Origin of the sequence: Virgibacillus dokdonensis (assembly GCF_900166595.1) — a bacterium.
GTDB classification, from domain to species: domain Bacteria; phylum Bacillota; class Bacilli; order Bacillales; family Amphibacillaceae; genus Virgibacillus; species Virgibacillus dokdonensis.
On the sequence record NZ_LT745763.1, the window covers coordinates 2539092 to 2555565 of the forward strand.

The window sequence follows — 16474 nt, forward strand, 5'->3', positions numbered from 1 at the left end:
TTTCAAATGCACTCAGCAAGGGATTATCTGTTTAGCAAAACAAATCTAAGGAGGAATTCTATGTTTGAAGGATTTTGGATTATTATTGGTATTGTTTTATTTTTACTCGTAGCACTTATCGGTATTTTTGTTTCCAAATATCGCACAGCTGGTCCGGATGAAGCACTTATTGTCACTGGAAGTTACCTTGGTGGGAAAAATGTCCATATCGATGAATCTGGAAACAAAATTAAAATTATTCGCGGTGGTGGCTCATTTGTATTGCCAGTGTTCCAACAAGCAGAGCCTCTCAGTCTACTATCTAGCAAACTAGAAGTAACAACACCTGAAGTTTATACAGAACAAGGAGTTCCAGTCATGGCAGATGGAACAGCGATTATTAAAATAGGTGGGTCCATTAGTGAAATTGCTACTGCTGCTGAACAATTTCTTGGAAAAACGAAAGAAGATCGGGAAGTAGAAGCAAAAGAAGTATTAGAAGGGCATCTTCGTTCTATTTTAGGATCAATGACGGTAGAAGAAATTTATAAAAACAGGGATAAATTTTCACAGGAGGTCCAGCGTGTTGCCTCACAAGATTTAGCAAAAATGGGACTTATTATTGTTTCTTTTACGATTAAAGATGTGAAAGATAAAAATGGTTACTTAGAATCTCTTGGTAAACCTAGAATCGCCCAAGTAAAACGAGATGCAGATATCGCTACAGCTGAGGCAGATAAAGAAACGCGGATTAAGCAAGCAGAAGCTGCCAAAGAGGCGAAAAAAGCAGAATTAGAACGCGCAACAGAAATCGCTGAAGCAGAAAAAGTCAACCAATTAAAAACAGCCGACTATCGTCGTGAGCAGGATATTGCGAAAGCTCGCGCAGACCAAGCGTATGATTTTGAAACCGCAAGAGCAAAACAAGACGTAACCGAACAGGAAATGCAAATTAAAATCATTGAACGTCAAAAGCAAATCGAACTGGAAGAAAAAGAAATCTTACGGCGTGAGCGACAATACGATTCAGAAGTGAAAAAGAAAGCAGATGCTGATCGTTATGCTGTAGAGCAAGCAGCTACAGCAGATAAAATGAAACAAATGACAGAAGCAGAGGCAAATCAATATCGTATTGAAGCGGAAGCAAAAGCAGAAGCGGAACGTGTACGTGTGGACGGTCTTGCTAAAGCAGATTCACAACGAGCTCAAGGGGAATCAGAAGCAGAAGTCATCAGGCTTACTGGTTTAGCAGAAGCAGAAGCAAAACGAGAAATTGCGCAAGCATTTGAACAATACGGAGAAGCAGCTATTCTAGATATGATTATTAAAATGCTTCCAGAATATGCAAAAGAAGTCGCTAGTCCACTTTCCAATATTGATAAAATTACTGTAGTAGACACAGGTGGCAATCATGCTGAGGGTGGAGCAAATAAAGTTTCTGGATATGCAACAAACTTAATGGCAAATCTACAAGAGTCATTGAAGGCATCTTCCGGCATTGATGTCAAAGAGCTGTTGGAAAATATAAGTGGTAAAACGCACACGACAGATTGATCTGCGCCCTGTCAAGTAGACAGTTAAAAAATAAAAAATTATGCCACAGTCTGGCGCCGGTATTCTAATGGTGCTAGGCTGTTTAATCTCTTTTGGTATCGTTCCTCATTATAAAATGTAATATACTTATCAATATCTTTTTCTAGCTCCTCAAAGTTCTTGTAATTCTTTAAGTCATAGCTTTCACATTTAAAATGACCAAAGAAGCTTTCAATTGGTGCGTTATCAATACAATTACCTACACGTGACATACTACGTTTCATCCCAGCTTCTGCCGTAAGATAACGATATTCCTTTGATGTGTATTGTGAACCACGATCGCTGTGAATTAAAGGGGCTGCATCGGGATTTGCCTTTATAGCTTCTTTTAGCGTGTTCATAACCAAAGGATTGTCATTATAGCGCCCAACCTGATAGGCGACAATCGAACCGTCATAAAGATCTTTAATAGCACTTAAATAAGCCTTGTTACCAAAGCCATACGTCATATGCGTAATATCCGTTACCCACTTCTCATTCGGATTCTCCGCAGTAAATTCACGATTCAAAATGTTTTCTTCAATATTGATATAGCTTGTCTTTGTGGAATAGCCATTCGAGCGACGAATATGCGATTTTAAGCCCATTTGAATCATTAAGCGTCTAATTCTTTTCTCGTCATATTGTTTCTTATATTTGCGATTGATCACCATAGTTATTCGACGATAGCCGAAGTTACCGTTATACTTTCTGAATTCCTCTTTCACTTTTTTCATGAGCCACTCATTTTCCCTTTGTCCTTCTGTAGGTTCATGTTTCAACCATTTATAGTATCCAGATCGGGATACATCTAAAATTTCACAGAGTAATAGAATGGGTATTGTTGTCTCCTTGTGATAGTCATGAATCGCTTGAAATTTAGCTAGATGTTTACCTAGTCGCGCTGTCCCATCCCCCTTTCGATTTCCTTCAACTTTTTTAATAAGCCATTCTCCGCCTCTAAATACTGATTACGGTGTTCCAATTCTTTAATACGAAGTTGTAATTTCTCCTCTTCGGTAAAGCTAGCCTTTGTTTCTAGTGTTTTTCCACGACGATCCTGAAGACCCTGTTTCCCATCTTTTTCATATTTACGCAGCCAGCTATATACTTGTTGATAAGAAACGTTATACTTTTTAGCCACCTCATGATAATTGCGCTCGTTCGCAATCGTATATTGCACAATTTCAATGCGTTCTTGAAGTGTGGTTTTACGCCCTTTTGTCATGGTTTCTCTTCCTTTACTAGTAGATTTTATCTCTTTCCCACTAGTATACTGGTTTATCCATTGACGTAAAACCGAATTAGATGAAATATTAAACTTCTCACAAGTCATTCTCAGACTGCCTTCTCCATTTAGATAAAATTCAACAGCTTCCCTTTTCAGTTCGCCGGAATACTTCTTCCATGTCCTCGCTTCCTTTAAACCATCCACCCCATCTGCTTCGTATTTACGCACCCATGAGTTAATCGTAGTACGGTCAACAGCGTATTCTTTAGCAATCGTACTGACAGACGCCATCCCCTCAATCACACGTAATACCGCCTCGATTCTTTCATCTAACGTATGTTTACTTCTTCTTTTAGACATAGAAAATGCCCCCAATATCGTAGTAAAGAGTTTTTATTATTTCTCTGTCTACCATAGTGGGAGCATATCAGATGATTATGATTTAGGTAGCCCACGATATCAAAAAGACGAATTAAATGCAGAACTAACAGATGTAGACAATCGATAAAGGCTTTAACAGAGAGGTATTGTAAAAAGTGCCTCTCTCTTCTATGTCTTAGCATTTACTTTTACACTGATCGATAGTTTGGCCATGTATAGTTATGGAATAATTATCCATTTGAAATAAAATCATGTATCTGTTCCTCCATCAGTATGTTTAACGTAATCTATGGTTTTCCTCCAATATAGCATATATTTTCATTTCTATTGAAGCAGGTAAATTCTGCTTACATGCATTTTGTAAAACATTTGTATGGGAAATGCCGTGTTTTCGAAAATATTTTTCCATATACCTAACTTTTTGCTCTCTTCTTGGCATTAATTGATAAAGCACGAACCAATCTTCTAGTAAGCAGAATGGAAGTACTTCCCCTAAATAGTTATGCCGCTTAACGGAATCATTGGAAAAATCATAGGTATACAAACCATTTGTATGCTCTAACTGAAATTGAGCCATCATATCCACAGTTGCTGTTTTTACACGAAACTTATGAAAATATACGGTAGCAAATGGCTTGTGGCGCTCTACTTCTTTTTCTTTTCCCATCTTTTGTAAAACATGGACAGCCTTATCTATATGCTCTGGTTCTACAATAATGTCTATATCATTTACATGATATACAATATCATAGTAAGCTAACAGCATAGAACCGCCAATTCCCCAGGTAATTTGAGCTTTGTCTAACTCTTTGGCTATATCTACGATTCGTTTGACATTCATGAATCCACCTCTTTTTATTTTATGCAGCAACGTAAAGATATACAAATTAGAAAACATAGCTTAGCAAACTTTCTTTGAGCGTAAGCTAACTTTTTTATACAAGTCTACATCATTACACTTTTGTAGCAAAGAAAGTAATCCCTCCAAATCATAAAGCATAAGAAGGATTACTTTCTACATTGCTTATTGTCGTTGTTACATAACATAACGCTGTTACATTTTTTATGATTACGTATTGAACCATTCCACATATAGAAATTTATTTTTATATTTTAAGGTAGTAGTGTAGACTCCAATTTTCTACCAACTATTTTTATAAGTGAGACGCGTCGTTATTTTTCTACTGTAATTTCATACTCTTCATGTTCATGCAAATCATCATCGTTTTCTACATGAACAATTAATTGATATTTCCCTTTGTCTGTGAATGTATAAGAACCTGTGTATTCTCCTGCTTCACCTTCTTCAGCGTCTACCCATTCTTTATCCGCTGTATTTTCCCGACCGATTTCATAACGAACAGAAGCTTCTTCTAAAGGTTTTTCATTCATTTGTAGATGTACCATTAACTCTGTTTCTTCTCCCGCTGCCACATTTTCTGGTTCCATAAAGTGTAACGCAAATCCGTCTGTTCCCTCGTGGTTGGCATGTTCTTCATCACCCTTTGTTTCTGGATTCTCCACATCACCAACTGTAATCGCTTTTTGCGGCATCGTATGCAGATCTCTAGCGGTTGTATGAGCAAACATCTCGTATACACCGTTATTATCAAAAGTAACTTCTGCAGTGTAAGTGCCATCTTCATGATTGGTAGATTCGTAATTAGTACTGTCATCTTTCTTACCTTTTTCCCAAACTTCAAACACCACTTCATCTGCATCTGTTACTTTTTCTTCCCCATAAGTTACCGTTGCTTTCAACTCAACAGTGTCTCCTACTTCAGCTGATTCAGGAACTTCAAAATCCACTTTTAACTCTTTCGGCTCCTCCTCTTTAGCATCCGTACTTTTCTCTACCTTCTCTTCTTGTCCACATGCGGTCATTAAGATTAACGCAATAATTCCAATAAACATCCAAAATCTTCTTCTCATGATACAACAAATCCCCTTTTTAAATTTAAAATTTTAGTGATGCTTGCATTGTGTCGATCCTTTCATTTGTTGATGTAAGACTTCTTGTACCTCATCAAATGAATACACTTTTCCTCCAAAACCCTTTACAAATTTATCAGCATGTTCTCGGTACTCAAAAGTTAATAATTGCGGATGACAGCAGCCCATATGTAAAGAAGTATCCGTCACATACCAAGCTAAAGAAGCACTAATGGTTGTACTCCTTAGAAAATCAGGGCAGATGGCTTGATTCACTTTATCACCAAGTTGTTGTTGGCGTAGTAAGCCACAGTGGGCACAACAAGTAACTTCGATGTTATGATTCGTCAATATTAAGCGATAAGCCATTTTTTCATTTATCGACCTTGCACAATAAACACACCTATCCTGCCTGTTTTCCTCTGTTTGCACTAAGGAAATGCCACCAAAGGTTTTTGTGACAATTCCTTCTTCTTCCAAGGATTTAACATCACGATGTATGGTCATCTCTGATACACCAAACATGTCGCTTAAATCTGCTATTTTTAAATTTTTCCTCTGCAAAATCAGCTCTTTAATACGTTCCTTCCTTTCAAGTGGTAACATAGATACCTCCCCTCATTCTATAACAAATTCTAACAATCTAAAACAAAATATATCATTTGCAATCGGATACAACAAGCCTTTTTTCGTGACATGTTTGTGAACTTGTTTGTGATAAAGTTCACATAAAATGAAATTTCGCCCACTACTACGCTTCTAGTTGGGAATAAAATGGGCTTGTGCAAATGTTCAATTATGCTACTATAGATCAGTTAGCTTGCGATGGAATATGGATAGTCCTACCTATCATATAAACCTTCAAAAACAAATAGCCACTACTAAAGCTATTAGAAATTACATAAAGTCTATTTTCTTTAGCATATATGTCGCAAAGTAGACCAAGTTCTCCTGGTTCCAATCTGGGTTCGTTAAGTTCCGCTGATAATGTTCTAAAGCTTGCTGTATTAACGGTTTCCAATGATCAGCAACCATTTGCATCGCCCAAATGCCCCCTTCTTGCTTAGAAGCTACCACGCCTTCTTGAACGTAAAAAAGAGCTCGACATAAATTTAACACATAATAAACGGGAGATTGTATAATTGCTGTTTTTGCTGCTTGTATATCATTTTTTATGGAACATATGAAATACTTATCATCGATTGTCGGAATAACTTCTTCCATATTTGGTCCGTCCACAGTCATCCCTCTATGTAGTGTTACTACAAGATGCGCGGCTACATCTTTATCAGTTCCTTGATCACAAAGGTAGTCCTCCTCATTTTCATAGTGATACTTATGATAGACAGAGTAATGTAATTCGAACGGCGTTGGAAACTGAAAAGGAAATAATACCGCCTTGTCAATGACACTCATTTCAAATTGCACTTGGTAGTCTGCCTCAAGACTCATAAGATGGTGAATCAAATGCTTTTTTTCTTGTTTCGTTATTGGAGAATTGACGATAACTAAGATATCAATATCACTTCGTCCATATTGATAGCACCCCATTGCAAGCGAACCGTGCAAATATACCCCAACATACTTTCCCTGCAGTATGTTTCGACAAAGGCTTGCGAATTGTGTTAACACCTCTTTATGACCCATGAATATCCTCCCTTGAAGAATTATTAAACCATATTTTCATTAAGTGTGAAATTTTTGTTATTATAACACAAGTTAGGAAGACGAGTAATTACAACAAACTGGTAGTTAAAAAACTAGGCTTATCGTCAAATCGTATGTGTGAATTTTTTCTGGACGTAGTTATAACCTCTATATTTCAGCGCCTCTATTTATGTACACTTATACTACTGGTGCTAATAGAACGATTGTTTTACAAACGCACAGGCGAAATGTAGATAGCCGCTGCTTAAAAACAGTATCAACTGCGGTATTTTTTGTTCTAAAATCTAACAGCTACCGTGCTATCGATTACTAGCTGGCTTCTTCTATCACGTTCTACAAACCAAGAACTCGATCTCCCTTTGTCCAGTTCTCATTTGTTCTAGAGTAAAAAACTGCCGCAAGAATCTCCGGCAGTTTCACTTAACAAAACGAATCTTTTGATTTTGGTACAGACAAGCCAAATAATGGGCGTACATATAAAGCGATAAATGTTCCTCCTAGCGCTAAAATCCCCCATATATAGCCATGTAAACTAAATGAGGCAATTCCTCCAAAATAAGCGCCAATATTGCACCCAAAAGCTAAACGGGCTCCATAACCCATTAACAATCCACCGATAACTGATGCAGCGACATTTTTCAAATTTAAACGTGTAAATTTAAATAAACCACCAGCAGCAGAAGCTATAAAAGCTCCTAAAATAACGCCAAAGTTCAGTACAGTTGTGGAATCAGCAAAAATGGAAGCTTGTAATGCTTGAGCATTACCCCCTTGCCAATAACCCCAGCTTGCTACATCCACACCTATAAGTGCAGCAATTTTAGAACCCCAAAGTGCAAAACCAGATGTTATTCCCCAAGGTGTGCCTCGCGTCATAAGTGTTAGCGCATTTAATACAGCTAACACCACCGCTGCCGCAAGTAAAGGCCATGACCCCCGCAATATACGCTTCCAGCCTTTTTCGGAAGGTACAGATGCCATTTTAGGTGATTGTTTTTTCCTCTCTACAACAATCGTGATCCATGTAATCATGCCAAACAAAATAATTGATACCAACCATGCGCCACCATACCCAAGGCCCATAGATGTAGCTAATGAAATAGGTGCAAAGCTCGGTAAATCTTCTGTCCAAAAAGGAAGATGTTTTGCGCCAATGGTAGACCCAATAATAAAAAACAGGAGTGTTACAAACATAACCGTTCTCCCCCCACCAACAGCGTAAAGTGTCCCTGAAGCACATCCACCACCAAGTTGCATGCCTATCCCAAATACGAAAGCTCCAACTAGTAAGCTAATACCAACAGGCGAAACATAGCCGTTTACTTCTGCGCCAAAAAAAGAATAACCGTAAGCAAGAATTGGGGCAAACAACGTAACTGCTACAGCAAGCATGAGCATATGAGAACGTAATGCTTCTCCATTACCTACAGACATAAAACGTCTAAACGCAGAAGTAAAACCGAAACGTGCGTGAAACAATGTGTAACCTAATAACAAACCAAGTAGTAACAAAATTGGCTGGGTGATTTCCTGAGTAGTAAATAAATATATTCCAAGGAGAAAAGCAACAATGATTCCGCCTGTAATGAAAGTAATTTGTGGTTTGTTTAATTGAAACTGATCCGTACGTACAGGGTTTTTCACTTCACTAACTGGTTGAACTTTCATCAAAAACACCCTTTCCTTATAAAATTAGTCGGAATTAATTTATAATAATACATTCTACACAAATATGTGTCAATACTTTTTAGAAAAATTTGGCTTGTCGCTAATCTTTATAGCCGAAACTGTAGTTGTTGTTATACGATACACCTCTAGACTTTCTTATCGTGTAAATAATACTAGAAAAAACTTCACTTCTCAAAATCGCTGTAACTAGCCTTCTCTACAGTTTTAAATTCTATCTCTTTCAAAGCAGAAAACAGCACGATTAATAATCCATAGCCCCCTAAGTTATATACATAATTTATTTGCTATATGGAAAATCTACGTATAGCAAAGGAGGAAGTTACATGTCTGAACAAAACAAAAACCGTAACAAAGACAAAAATAAGCAAAACAATCAAAATAAACACAATAAGTTACGTTCCGATGTTGAATTTTCCAGAGAAAATCCAATGAATCAGGAAATAAAAAAGCAAAATTGTTAAGCATTAACATTGTTGTACCTAAATTTAATGAAATAAAGCTCGTTGCAAAACGAAAATTCTTCATGAGACTTGGCTTATCGCTAAGTTTCATTTTTTATACATTGGTTTATTGTAAAACAAAAAATTGCACCAACATGCTCGGAGATAAGCAATTGTTTAGCATTTTCATAAGATAAAATTGGATCCCTTATAGTACAGTACAAGCGTAACGGCAGCCTTTTGCCACCAGTAAGTCTTTAAAAATACATATGTTAAAAAGCAGCACTACTTTCATAAAGCATTTTATTATGCTTTTTTTTACACATCACGTAAACTCTATATAGCTCCAAACGATTCAAACATGGAGCACCACTTATATTTCCTTTTAGAAAAATTCTATGACGGAAAAATGAATTATATTCCTATATAATGTGAATCTTGACTCAGCAGGGAGTTTGATACATCCTCCACTGAATGTTCGTACTATCATACTCAAAAGCCTCTAAATGAAAGGGAGGTTCTCCATGCAACAAGTTTATAGTGATATTAATCAATTTCGTGGATCTCATTACGACCTTGGCTATTACCAAGGAACGCTATTAAAAAATTTGCCTATTTTACCCAATCGAAAAAAGCAATGGGCCGCAAAAAAGCAACGCCATTTTATAATAGATGACAACAAAATAAAAGAACGATTATTTCAATTTGCACCTGGTATCTGGGATGAACTTCACGGTCTAAAAGATGCTCTACAAATGAATATTAATGAAGCAATTCAAGATTTTGGTGGATATTATTTGGAGTACGGTCGTAGCGGATGCTCAATTTACACAAATACGGATTACATGGTGCGAAATTACGATAATGCTCCCTCTACCTATGAAGGTCGTTATTTACTGTATCAACCTACAGATTATGGATACGCCGCTCTCGGCCCTACAATGCAAATAACAGGACGAACAGATGGGATGAACGAGCATGGTTTAGCAATGGGGTATAACTTTATTAATCGTAAGCAGTCTGCTGACGGATTTTTATGTAATATGATTGGACGAATTATTTTGGAAACATGTAAAAATGTAGAAGAGGCTGTTGCACTTTTAAGGGAAATACCACATCGACACTCTTTTAGTTACGCCTTACTCGATAAAAATGGCATGAGTAAAGTCGTCGAAGCCTCTCCTCGAGATGTTGTGGTACACAATGCTTCTATTTGCACAAATCATTTTCAGCATTTATCTAAAGAAAACCGTTTTCGCATGGATGATTCCTTGCGACGTTACGATGCAATAGAAAGTCAGTCTACACATATCCATACCCCTTATCAAGGTTTCCAAATGTTCAATCAGTCAAATAATGGTATATTTTCGACGAAATATGGATCTTGGGCTGGAACACTGCATACGGCGCTATATCTACCTAAAAGTAAACTTGCGTGGTTTGCGCTAGGAGGAAATAGAGAGCCTTTACTATTTGACTTTAACCGTTGGCTTCAAGGTAAAGACACAAATATGAAGCAAGTAAAAGGAGAATTGCATAGTTTGGAAGTTTTTGCAAACATGAAACTTTTTTAATGGTGCTAGAAGCACGAATCATTTTTTCTCAACATAACCAGTGGGCGATGTTTCCCTTCTGGTTACTTGAAGCCTTTTCTACCTTCTATCTATGTTATACTTATATACGTTAGAAAAACTTGGCTTGTCGCCAAGTTTTATGGCAAAAGCTAACGTTTTTCCAATAGTGGAACAAAGGGACAAATACATCTCAAAAACGTCTAAAAAATGGACATGTCCAGTAATAGTAGGAACACATAATCATTCGCTTGGAAGGAAAGGTGTCGACTCCTACTGGAAAAGCATGAGCTTGGCGTTTTTTGCGAGCGAGGAGACTCAAGCAACCCTGTGGAAAGCGCCCGCCTATAGTGAAAAACGACGGGTTCAAGTACGTATACAATTTGGATTAGGAAAACAAATAAAATTTTAGAAAAATAACGGGTGAATATAGCACCTAAATTCATATACGAGGAGTCATTTTATGATACTCATGATTGACAATTATGATTCATTTACCTTCAATTTAGTACAATATATGAGACAGCTTGATTTGGAAGTGCGTATTGAAAGAAATGATGCGATCACTGTAGAAGAAATTCAACAATTGCAGCCAGAAGCGATTGTCCTGTCTCCAGGTCCTGGAACTCCAAATTCAGCTGGAATTTGTTTAGAAATTGTAACGAAACTATACCAGCAATTTCCTATACTTGGTATATGCCTTGGTCATCAAACGATTGCCCAAGCTTTTGGCGCCACGATTGAAAAAGCAAAACAACCCATGCATGGTAAAGTGTCTCTCATTACCCACGATAATCGAAGAATGTTTCAAAATCTAAATAATCCTCTAGCAGTTACTCGGTATCATTCCCTCATTGTAAATAAAGAATCCATGCCAGACTGCTTAGAAACAAGCGCTACGACAAAAGAGGGAGAAATCATGGCGCTTCGCCATAAAATTTATCCAATAGAAGGCATACAAGCACATCCCGAGGCAATTTTATCAAAAAGTGGAATCGAATTACTACATAATTTTTTTACTGTCAAAGGAAGTTATAAGAATGGAAAATATTTACCTGCAATTTGACTTTAACGAACAGCAACCTGTTGCATTCAAAGATCCCATTACCATTATTTACACCTATGAGTTATCTGAAGTTGTCCCTTGTTTGCAGAAGGTGGAGCAATATATTCAAGCTGGATACTACGCAGGAGGGTTTCTAGCTTATGAAGCTGCGCCAGCATTTGACCCAGCTTTTCAAGTACATACAAACGGGAGCTTCCCGCTAATATGGTTCGGTATTTTTTCAGAAGCGGAGGCACCTCACAAACGACGAGTGAGTCCATTTGCCATTCAAAAATGGCAAATGGATATCAAAGAACAAGAATATAAGCAGCAAATTGAACATATTAAACAGCAGATTGAAGAAGGTCATACATATCAAGTTAATTATACCATTCCCTTAAAGAGCTATTTTACAGGTGATAGCTTTGCATATTATGAGCAATTAGCCGCTTCTCAAGCTGCAAACTACGCTGCTTATTTACAAACGGGCAATTATTCTATTTTATCGGCTTCCCCAGAGCTTTTTTTTCATTTGAAAAAGGGGGTAGTTACTACAAAACCGATGAAAGGAACTGCAAAAAGAGGTAGCACAATCGAAGAGGATAAAGCAAATGCGGATTGGCTCTATTATTCTGAAAAGAATCGTGCGGAAAATGTGATGATTGTTGATTTATTACGTAACGATCTTAGTAGAATTGCAAAACGCGGAACCGTACGTGTACCTGAACTGTTTGCAATAGAACGCTACCCCACTGTTTTTCAAATGACATCAACTGTTACAGCAGAAGTGGAAACGAATTTAACGAGCATCTTTGAAGCATTGTTTCCTTGTGGTTCGATTACCGGGGCACCAAAAGTCAGCACCATGAATATCATTCGTAATATAGAAAAAACACCGCGCAATATTTATTGTGGCGCAATTGGCTACATAACTCCTGAACATGAGGCGATTTTCAACGTACCGATTCGAACGGTATCCATTGACAACACTAGTAATGAAGCTACTTACGGTGTAGGAGGAGGAATAACTTGGGATTCAACAGCGGAGGAAGAATATGAAGAAATGCTTGCCAAAACGCTCGTGTTAGAAAAAAAGGAAAATAGCTTTGACTTACTGGAAAGTATTCGGCTAGAAAACGGTTGTTATCCATTGCTTGCGTACCATTTAAACAGAATGGAAAAATCGGCTACCCATTTTTCTTACCCATTTGATCCATTATTTATAAAGCAGAAACTCGAACAAATCGCCCAACAATTGAATACAGGAGTGCACAAATTGCGTTTATTGTTATCCAAAACTGGGCAAATTAATTTAGATCTTCAGCCGATAAGCATGTTAAAAAAACAACTGCATGTTCGTCTTGCTACACGGGCAATAAACAAAACAAACCCTTTCTTTTATCATAAAACGACAAACCGAGAAATATACGAGGCTTTTTTAACAGAGCATCCCGATGCTGATGACGTTTTATTATGGAATGATGAGTTGCAAATCACCGAATTTACCATTGGCAATGTGGTCGTAGAAATAGATAAAAAATATTATACTCCCCCAGTAGAATGCGGGTTGCTACCAGGAACCTTCCGTCAATATGTACTTGAAACAAAAGAAGTGCAAGAAAAAATCATTACTATTACAGATTTACAACAAATATCGAATATCTGGCTTATTAACAGCGTCAGAGGCTGGGTTCCTGTTACCCTTGAAAGGGAACAAATGTAAAAATAGATTTTGTAGAAGTAAAAAGCTCCAGATAGATTTGTCTATTCTGGAGCTTTTCTTTAACCAAGCGCAACATCTAATATCATCATAACCGTAAAGCCAACCATTAAACTCATGGAGGCTAAATCACGATTGCCTTGTTCTTGTGATCCAGGAATAACCTCTTCTGCCACTACAAAAATCATTGCTCCGGCTGCAAAACTAAGTGCATATGGTAATAGTGGCTGAATAAATGTCACTGCTAAGGCACCGACAACCCCAGCTATTGGTTCAACCATACCTGAAAATTGACCGTACATAAAGCTTTTCTTCCTAGACATCCCTTCTCTTCGTAACGGCATTGATACCGCAACACCTTCAGGGAAATTTTGAATGCCAATACCGATCGCTAAGGCTACTGCCCCTGTAATAGTCGCTGTTGGAAGGTCAGCAGCAATAGCTCCAAATGCGACACCAACGGCTAAGCCCTCAGGAATATTGTGTAACGTAATCGCCAAAACTAACAGCGTGCTACGTTTTTTACGTCCTGGATGTATCCCTTCTGCTTCTTGGATTGGAGAAGTAGGATGCAAATGTGGTAATACCTTGTCAAAACCCCATAGTGCTATTCCACCAAACATAAAACCGATAGCGGCAGGAACCCATGGCGTGTCACCGTTAGCTTCCGCCATATCTAACGCTGGAGATAATAACGACCAAAAACTAGCTGCAATCATTACGCCGCCTGCAAAACCGAGCATGCTATCTAAAAAACGTTGGTTAAAATTTTTGGTTGTAAAAACGAGAGCTGCGCCGAGTGCTGTCATCCCCCATGTAAATAAAGTTGCAATTAATGCTTGAAATATTGGATGTAATGTAAGAAAATAATCTACGAGCATGCGCATACCCTCCAAAATATCAATTATTTGCCATACTACCATTTTATCATACATTATCCTATTGGCACATGAACAAGCTATTCACGACACTATTTATTGAAAGGAGGGGACATAACATCATGCGACTTTGGCATGAAAAGCTAATCACAAAATTACCTAGACAACAACTTTTAGGGCAACATCGAGAATGTTGTGCTTTACGAGGAAACGGTTGGGGAAAAAGTCACGCAATTGTAAATTACGTGTTTCACTACTCTCCATATCGCCTGTTTTTATATCACCAATTCATTATGGGAGAAATGAAAGTAAGAGGATATCGAGTCGATCCTTTATGGGAAAACGCATTTTACCGAGGGAAACAATGTAAGCAACATACAAAAGAAAGCCTCTATGCAGGGGAAGAAAATATTAGTAATGAATGGCCTGTCTACCCCGAACATGACGACACATATTTACAAGAATGTGTTGTGAACTTAAAAGAAAAAGGCATTGATATTTTAGTTTAATTTATTTTATAGAAGGCTGGTCTTGCAAAAGTTGTTCCTACTTACTATAAACCAACAATCTTTGGGAGAAGCTCCCGTTTTTCTAAACGTAAGAACAAAGGCGCAAGCGCCCGTTTAGCAACGTAGCGAGTGGAACGAATCAACGAAAGTTTTAGGAATCATGCCACTAAAACAGGGGTATGCCGACGGTGGGCGGCAAGCCCGTTTTTAGTCGGCCTTCCTTTTTAACACGAACCGATGATGACTTATCGTAGGGCGATGGAGTGAAGTCGCCTAGTTGCTAGGCGCTGGAGCCGGACGTGGCTAAATAACTTAGTAAGTTTATTCACAGCTGCTAAATTTTATAATTTCCTAGACCATAAGAAAAGGGGCTGCTTATACCACTTTAGTGGATTAGCAGCCCCTTTTCTTATGGTGTTGCCACAAATTCTAAAGATAAACATTTTATCACGTGAAATATTCCACTTTGGCAGCTGGAAATAACTCTTGAATATACCCATGTAATGTCGTTTTTATATCAGCCTGTTCTTCATCTTTATATACATATTTTCCAATGCCGTAACGGCCCCATTTCCATTTTCGTTTTGATTCGTCTAGCTCTAACTTAGTCATTGGATAATTTTTCTCAATTACACGCTTAGCTGGCTTCGTAAAACGATGCTGAATCATTTCAAAAGTTAAATCTTTCTTCGCTTTTTCTGGCAGCATTGCTTCCAATTTTTCAAACATCTCATAGTAGCCTGTTTTCCAACCTTCATGCAAATAAATTGGTGCAACGATAAAACCTAATGGATAACCTGCCTTAGCCACCTTTGCAGCAGCTTCTATTCGCTCATGAAGCCTGGACGTACCCGGCTCAAAGTATTTAATAATGTAATCATCATTAATACTAAAGCGGAAGCGAGTTCTTCCATTGTGTTCAGCATCGAGTAAATGATCAACATGAGCAAATTTCGTAACAAATCGCAACTGTCCATGCTCTGTTTTTCCGAAGAATTCGATTGCTCGTTTTAATGTGTGGGTTAAATGATCGATACCTACAATATCCGACGTACAGGAAGCTTCAAAACGCGTAATTTCTGGGGCTCTTTCTTCCATATATGCCTCCGCAGCTTCAAATATCTCTTCTGTGTTAACATACGTACGAATATACGGTTTGCTCCCCATTGTCGTCTGTAAATAACAATAATGACAATGGCCCATGCACCCTGTAGCAAAAGGGATAGCGTATTCGGCAGAAGGTTTTGACGTATCAAATTTTAACGTTTTTCGTAACCCTACTACTAAAGTAGATTTTGCTACCCGATATTTTTGAAAATGGTTATCTCCAGGTAAATTACGAATCTGATTATGGGAAGTAGTTTGCCGAATCTCTATCCCCATATTCTCAAACTTTGTAACGAGCTCTTGCCCTAAAGGATAATCCAATGCTTTTGGCTCCACATAAACAAGTTGCGGCACAAACGGCTTAACCATAATATCCTTCCTGATCCGCCACACCAAACGCAGAGGCATATGCAGATTCAGCTTCATCCGATGTTTTATACACAGCTACTTCCTCTGTTAAAGGATAGTACGTTTCATGGATAAATAGTGCCAACTCATTGGATTGCTCTGGGTGTTCGACTACAGCAGCTTGTTGAATGTGTGCAACATTTTGGGCATGTGGATTGCGAATAATGATGTAAACAACTTCACCTGGTTGAAAATGATTATGCACTTCCATTTTTTCACCTAGCTTTCTTAACATTTACACTCATTATGCGCAATCTTTCCCCTTTTATTACAAAATGTCAAATCAATAATAAGAATTAGGGAAGTTCTTTTACATAAACATGACTTCTCCGTAAAATTTTTGT

At 37.8% G+C, this 16474-nt stretch carries 15 protein-coding genes; 6 read left to right on the forward strand and 9 right to left on the reverse strand.

The features are described 5' to 3' along the window. Positions 1-60: 60 nt before the first annotated feature. Entirely contained in the window at positions 61-1533 is a 1473-nt protein-coding gene (floT, locus tag B2C77_RS13465) for a flotillin lipid rafts scaffold protein FloT (RefSeq protein ID WP_077704707.1), read from the forward strand. Between the two features lie 38 nt (positions 1534-1571). Here floT and B2C77_RS13470 read toward each other — a convergent pair. From B2C77_RS13470 to B2C77_RS13495, 6 genes are all read right to left on the reverse strand, one after another. Then, positions 1572-3142, reverse strand: a protein-coding gene (locus tag B2C77_RS13470) for an IS3 family transposase (protein ID WP_141130726.1) whose coding sequence is annotated in 2 segments (ribosomal slippage) — positions 1572-2479 and positions 2479-3142 — 1572 coding nt in all. Because the reading frame shifts where the segments join, the coding sequence is not laid out codon by codon here. Positions 3143-3440: 298 nt separating this feature from the next. Next, positions 3441-4004: a nucleotidyltransferase family protein gene (locus B2C77_RS13475; protein ID WP_077704710.1), complete on the reverse strand. Its 564-nt coding sequence runs from the start codon at positions 4002-4004 to the stop codon at positions 3441-3443. Between the two features lie 332 nt (positions 4005-4336). Next, positions 4337-5095 carry a FixH family protein gene (locus B2C77_RS13480; RefSeq protein WP_077704712.1) on the reverse strand — a complete coding sequence of 253 codons (759 nt, stop codon included), beginning with the start codon at positions 5093-5095 and terminating at the stop codon, positions 4337-4339. Positions 5096-5128: 33 nt separating this feature from the next. Then, positions 5129-5701 carry a DeoR family transcriptional regulator gene (locus B2C77_RS13485; protein ID WP_073005605.1) on the reverse strand — a complete coding sequence of 191 codons (573 nt, stop codon included), beginning with the start codon at positions 5699-5701 and terminating at the stop codon, positions 5129-5131. A 291-nt stretch (positions 5702-5992) separates the two neighbouring features. Next, positions 5993-6742 carry an aminoglycoside adenylyltransferase domain-containing protein gene (locus tag B2C77_RS13490; RefSeq protein ID WP_077704715.1) on the reverse strand — a complete coding sequence of 250 codons (750 nt, stop codon included), beginning with the start codon at positions 6740-6742 and terminating at the stop codon, positions 5993-5995. Between the two features lie 441 nt (positions 6743-7183). Next, positions 7184-8431 (reverse strand): YeeE/YedE family protein, encoded by a 1248-nt coding sequence (locus B2C77_RS13495; RefSeq protein ID WP_077704717.1) that lies wholly within the window; start codon positions 8429-8431, stop codon positions 7184-7186. 344 nt (positions 8432-8775) lie between these two features. Between B2C77_RS13495 and B2C77_RS21695 the strand changes: the two genes are divergently transcribed. From B2C77_RS21695 to pabB, 4 genes are all read left to right on the forward strand, one after another. Beyond that, positions 8776-8913 (forward strand): hypothetical protein, encoded by a 138-nt coding sequence (locus tag B2C77_RS21695; RefSeq protein ID WP_164085540.1) that lies wholly within the window; start codon positions 8776-8778, stop codon positions 8911-8913. 503 nt (positions 8914-9416) lie between these two features. Continuing rightward, entirely contained in the window at positions 9417-10466 is a 1050-nt protein-coding gene (locus tag B2C77_RS13500; protein WP_077704719.1) for a C45 family autoproteolytic acyltransferase/hydrolase, read from the forward strand. 460 nt (positions 10467-10926) lie between these two features. After that, positions 10927-11529: an anthranilate synthase component II gene (locus tag B2C77_RS13510; RefSeq protein WP_077704725.1), complete on the forward strand. Its 603-nt coding sequence runs from the start codon at positions 10927-10929 to the stop codon at positions 11527-11529. After that, positions 11504-13231: an aminodeoxychorismate synthase component I gene (pabB, locus tag B2C77_RS13515; protein WP_077704727.1), complete on the forward strand. Its 1728-nt coding sequence runs from the start codon at positions 11504-11506 to the stop codon at positions 13229-13231. The genes B2C77_RS13510 and pabB overlap by 26 nt, the downstream gene beginning before the upstream one ends. 59 nt (positions 13232-13290) lie before the next feature. On the opposite strand, the gene B2C77_RS13520 is transcribed toward pabB, so the two are convergent. Continuing rightward, positions 13291-14109: a ZIP family metal transporter gene (locus tag B2C77_RS13520; protein ID WP_077704730.1), complete on the reverse strand. Its 819-nt coding sequence runs from the start codon at positions 14107-14109 to the stop codon at positions 13291-13293. A 119-nt stretch (positions 14110-14228) separates the two neighbouring features. Here B2C77_RS13520 and B2C77_RS13525 point away from each other — a divergent pair, with 119 nt between their 5' ends. Then, positions 14229-14615, forward strand: a complete 387-nt coding sequence (locus tag B2C77_RS13525) for a TIGR02328 family protein (protein ID WP_077704733.1) — start codon at positions 14229-14231, stop codon at positions 14613-14615. A gap of 447 nt (positions 14616-15062) precedes the next feature. Here the strand turns inward: B2C77_RS13525 and splB are convergent, their stop codons facing one another. Together splB and B2C77_RS13535 are read right to left on the reverse strand one after the other, a co-directional pair. After that, on the reverse strand, positions 15063-16091 hold the full coding sequence (gene splB, locus B2C77_RS13530; protein ID WP_077704736.1) for a spore photoproduct lyase: 1029 nt from the start codon (positions 16089-16091) through the stop codon (positions 15063-15065). Further along, positions 16084-16365 carry a transcriptional regulator SplA domain-containing protein gene (locus B2C77_RS13535; protein ID WP_269467140.1) on the reverse strand — a complete coding sequence of 94 codons (282 nt, stop codon included), beginning with the start codon at positions 16363-16365 and terminating at the stop codon, positions 16084-16086. The genes splB and B2C77_RS13535 overlap by 8 nt, the downstream gene beginning before the upstream one ends. Between the last annotated feature and the right edge of the window lie 109 nt (positions 16366-16474).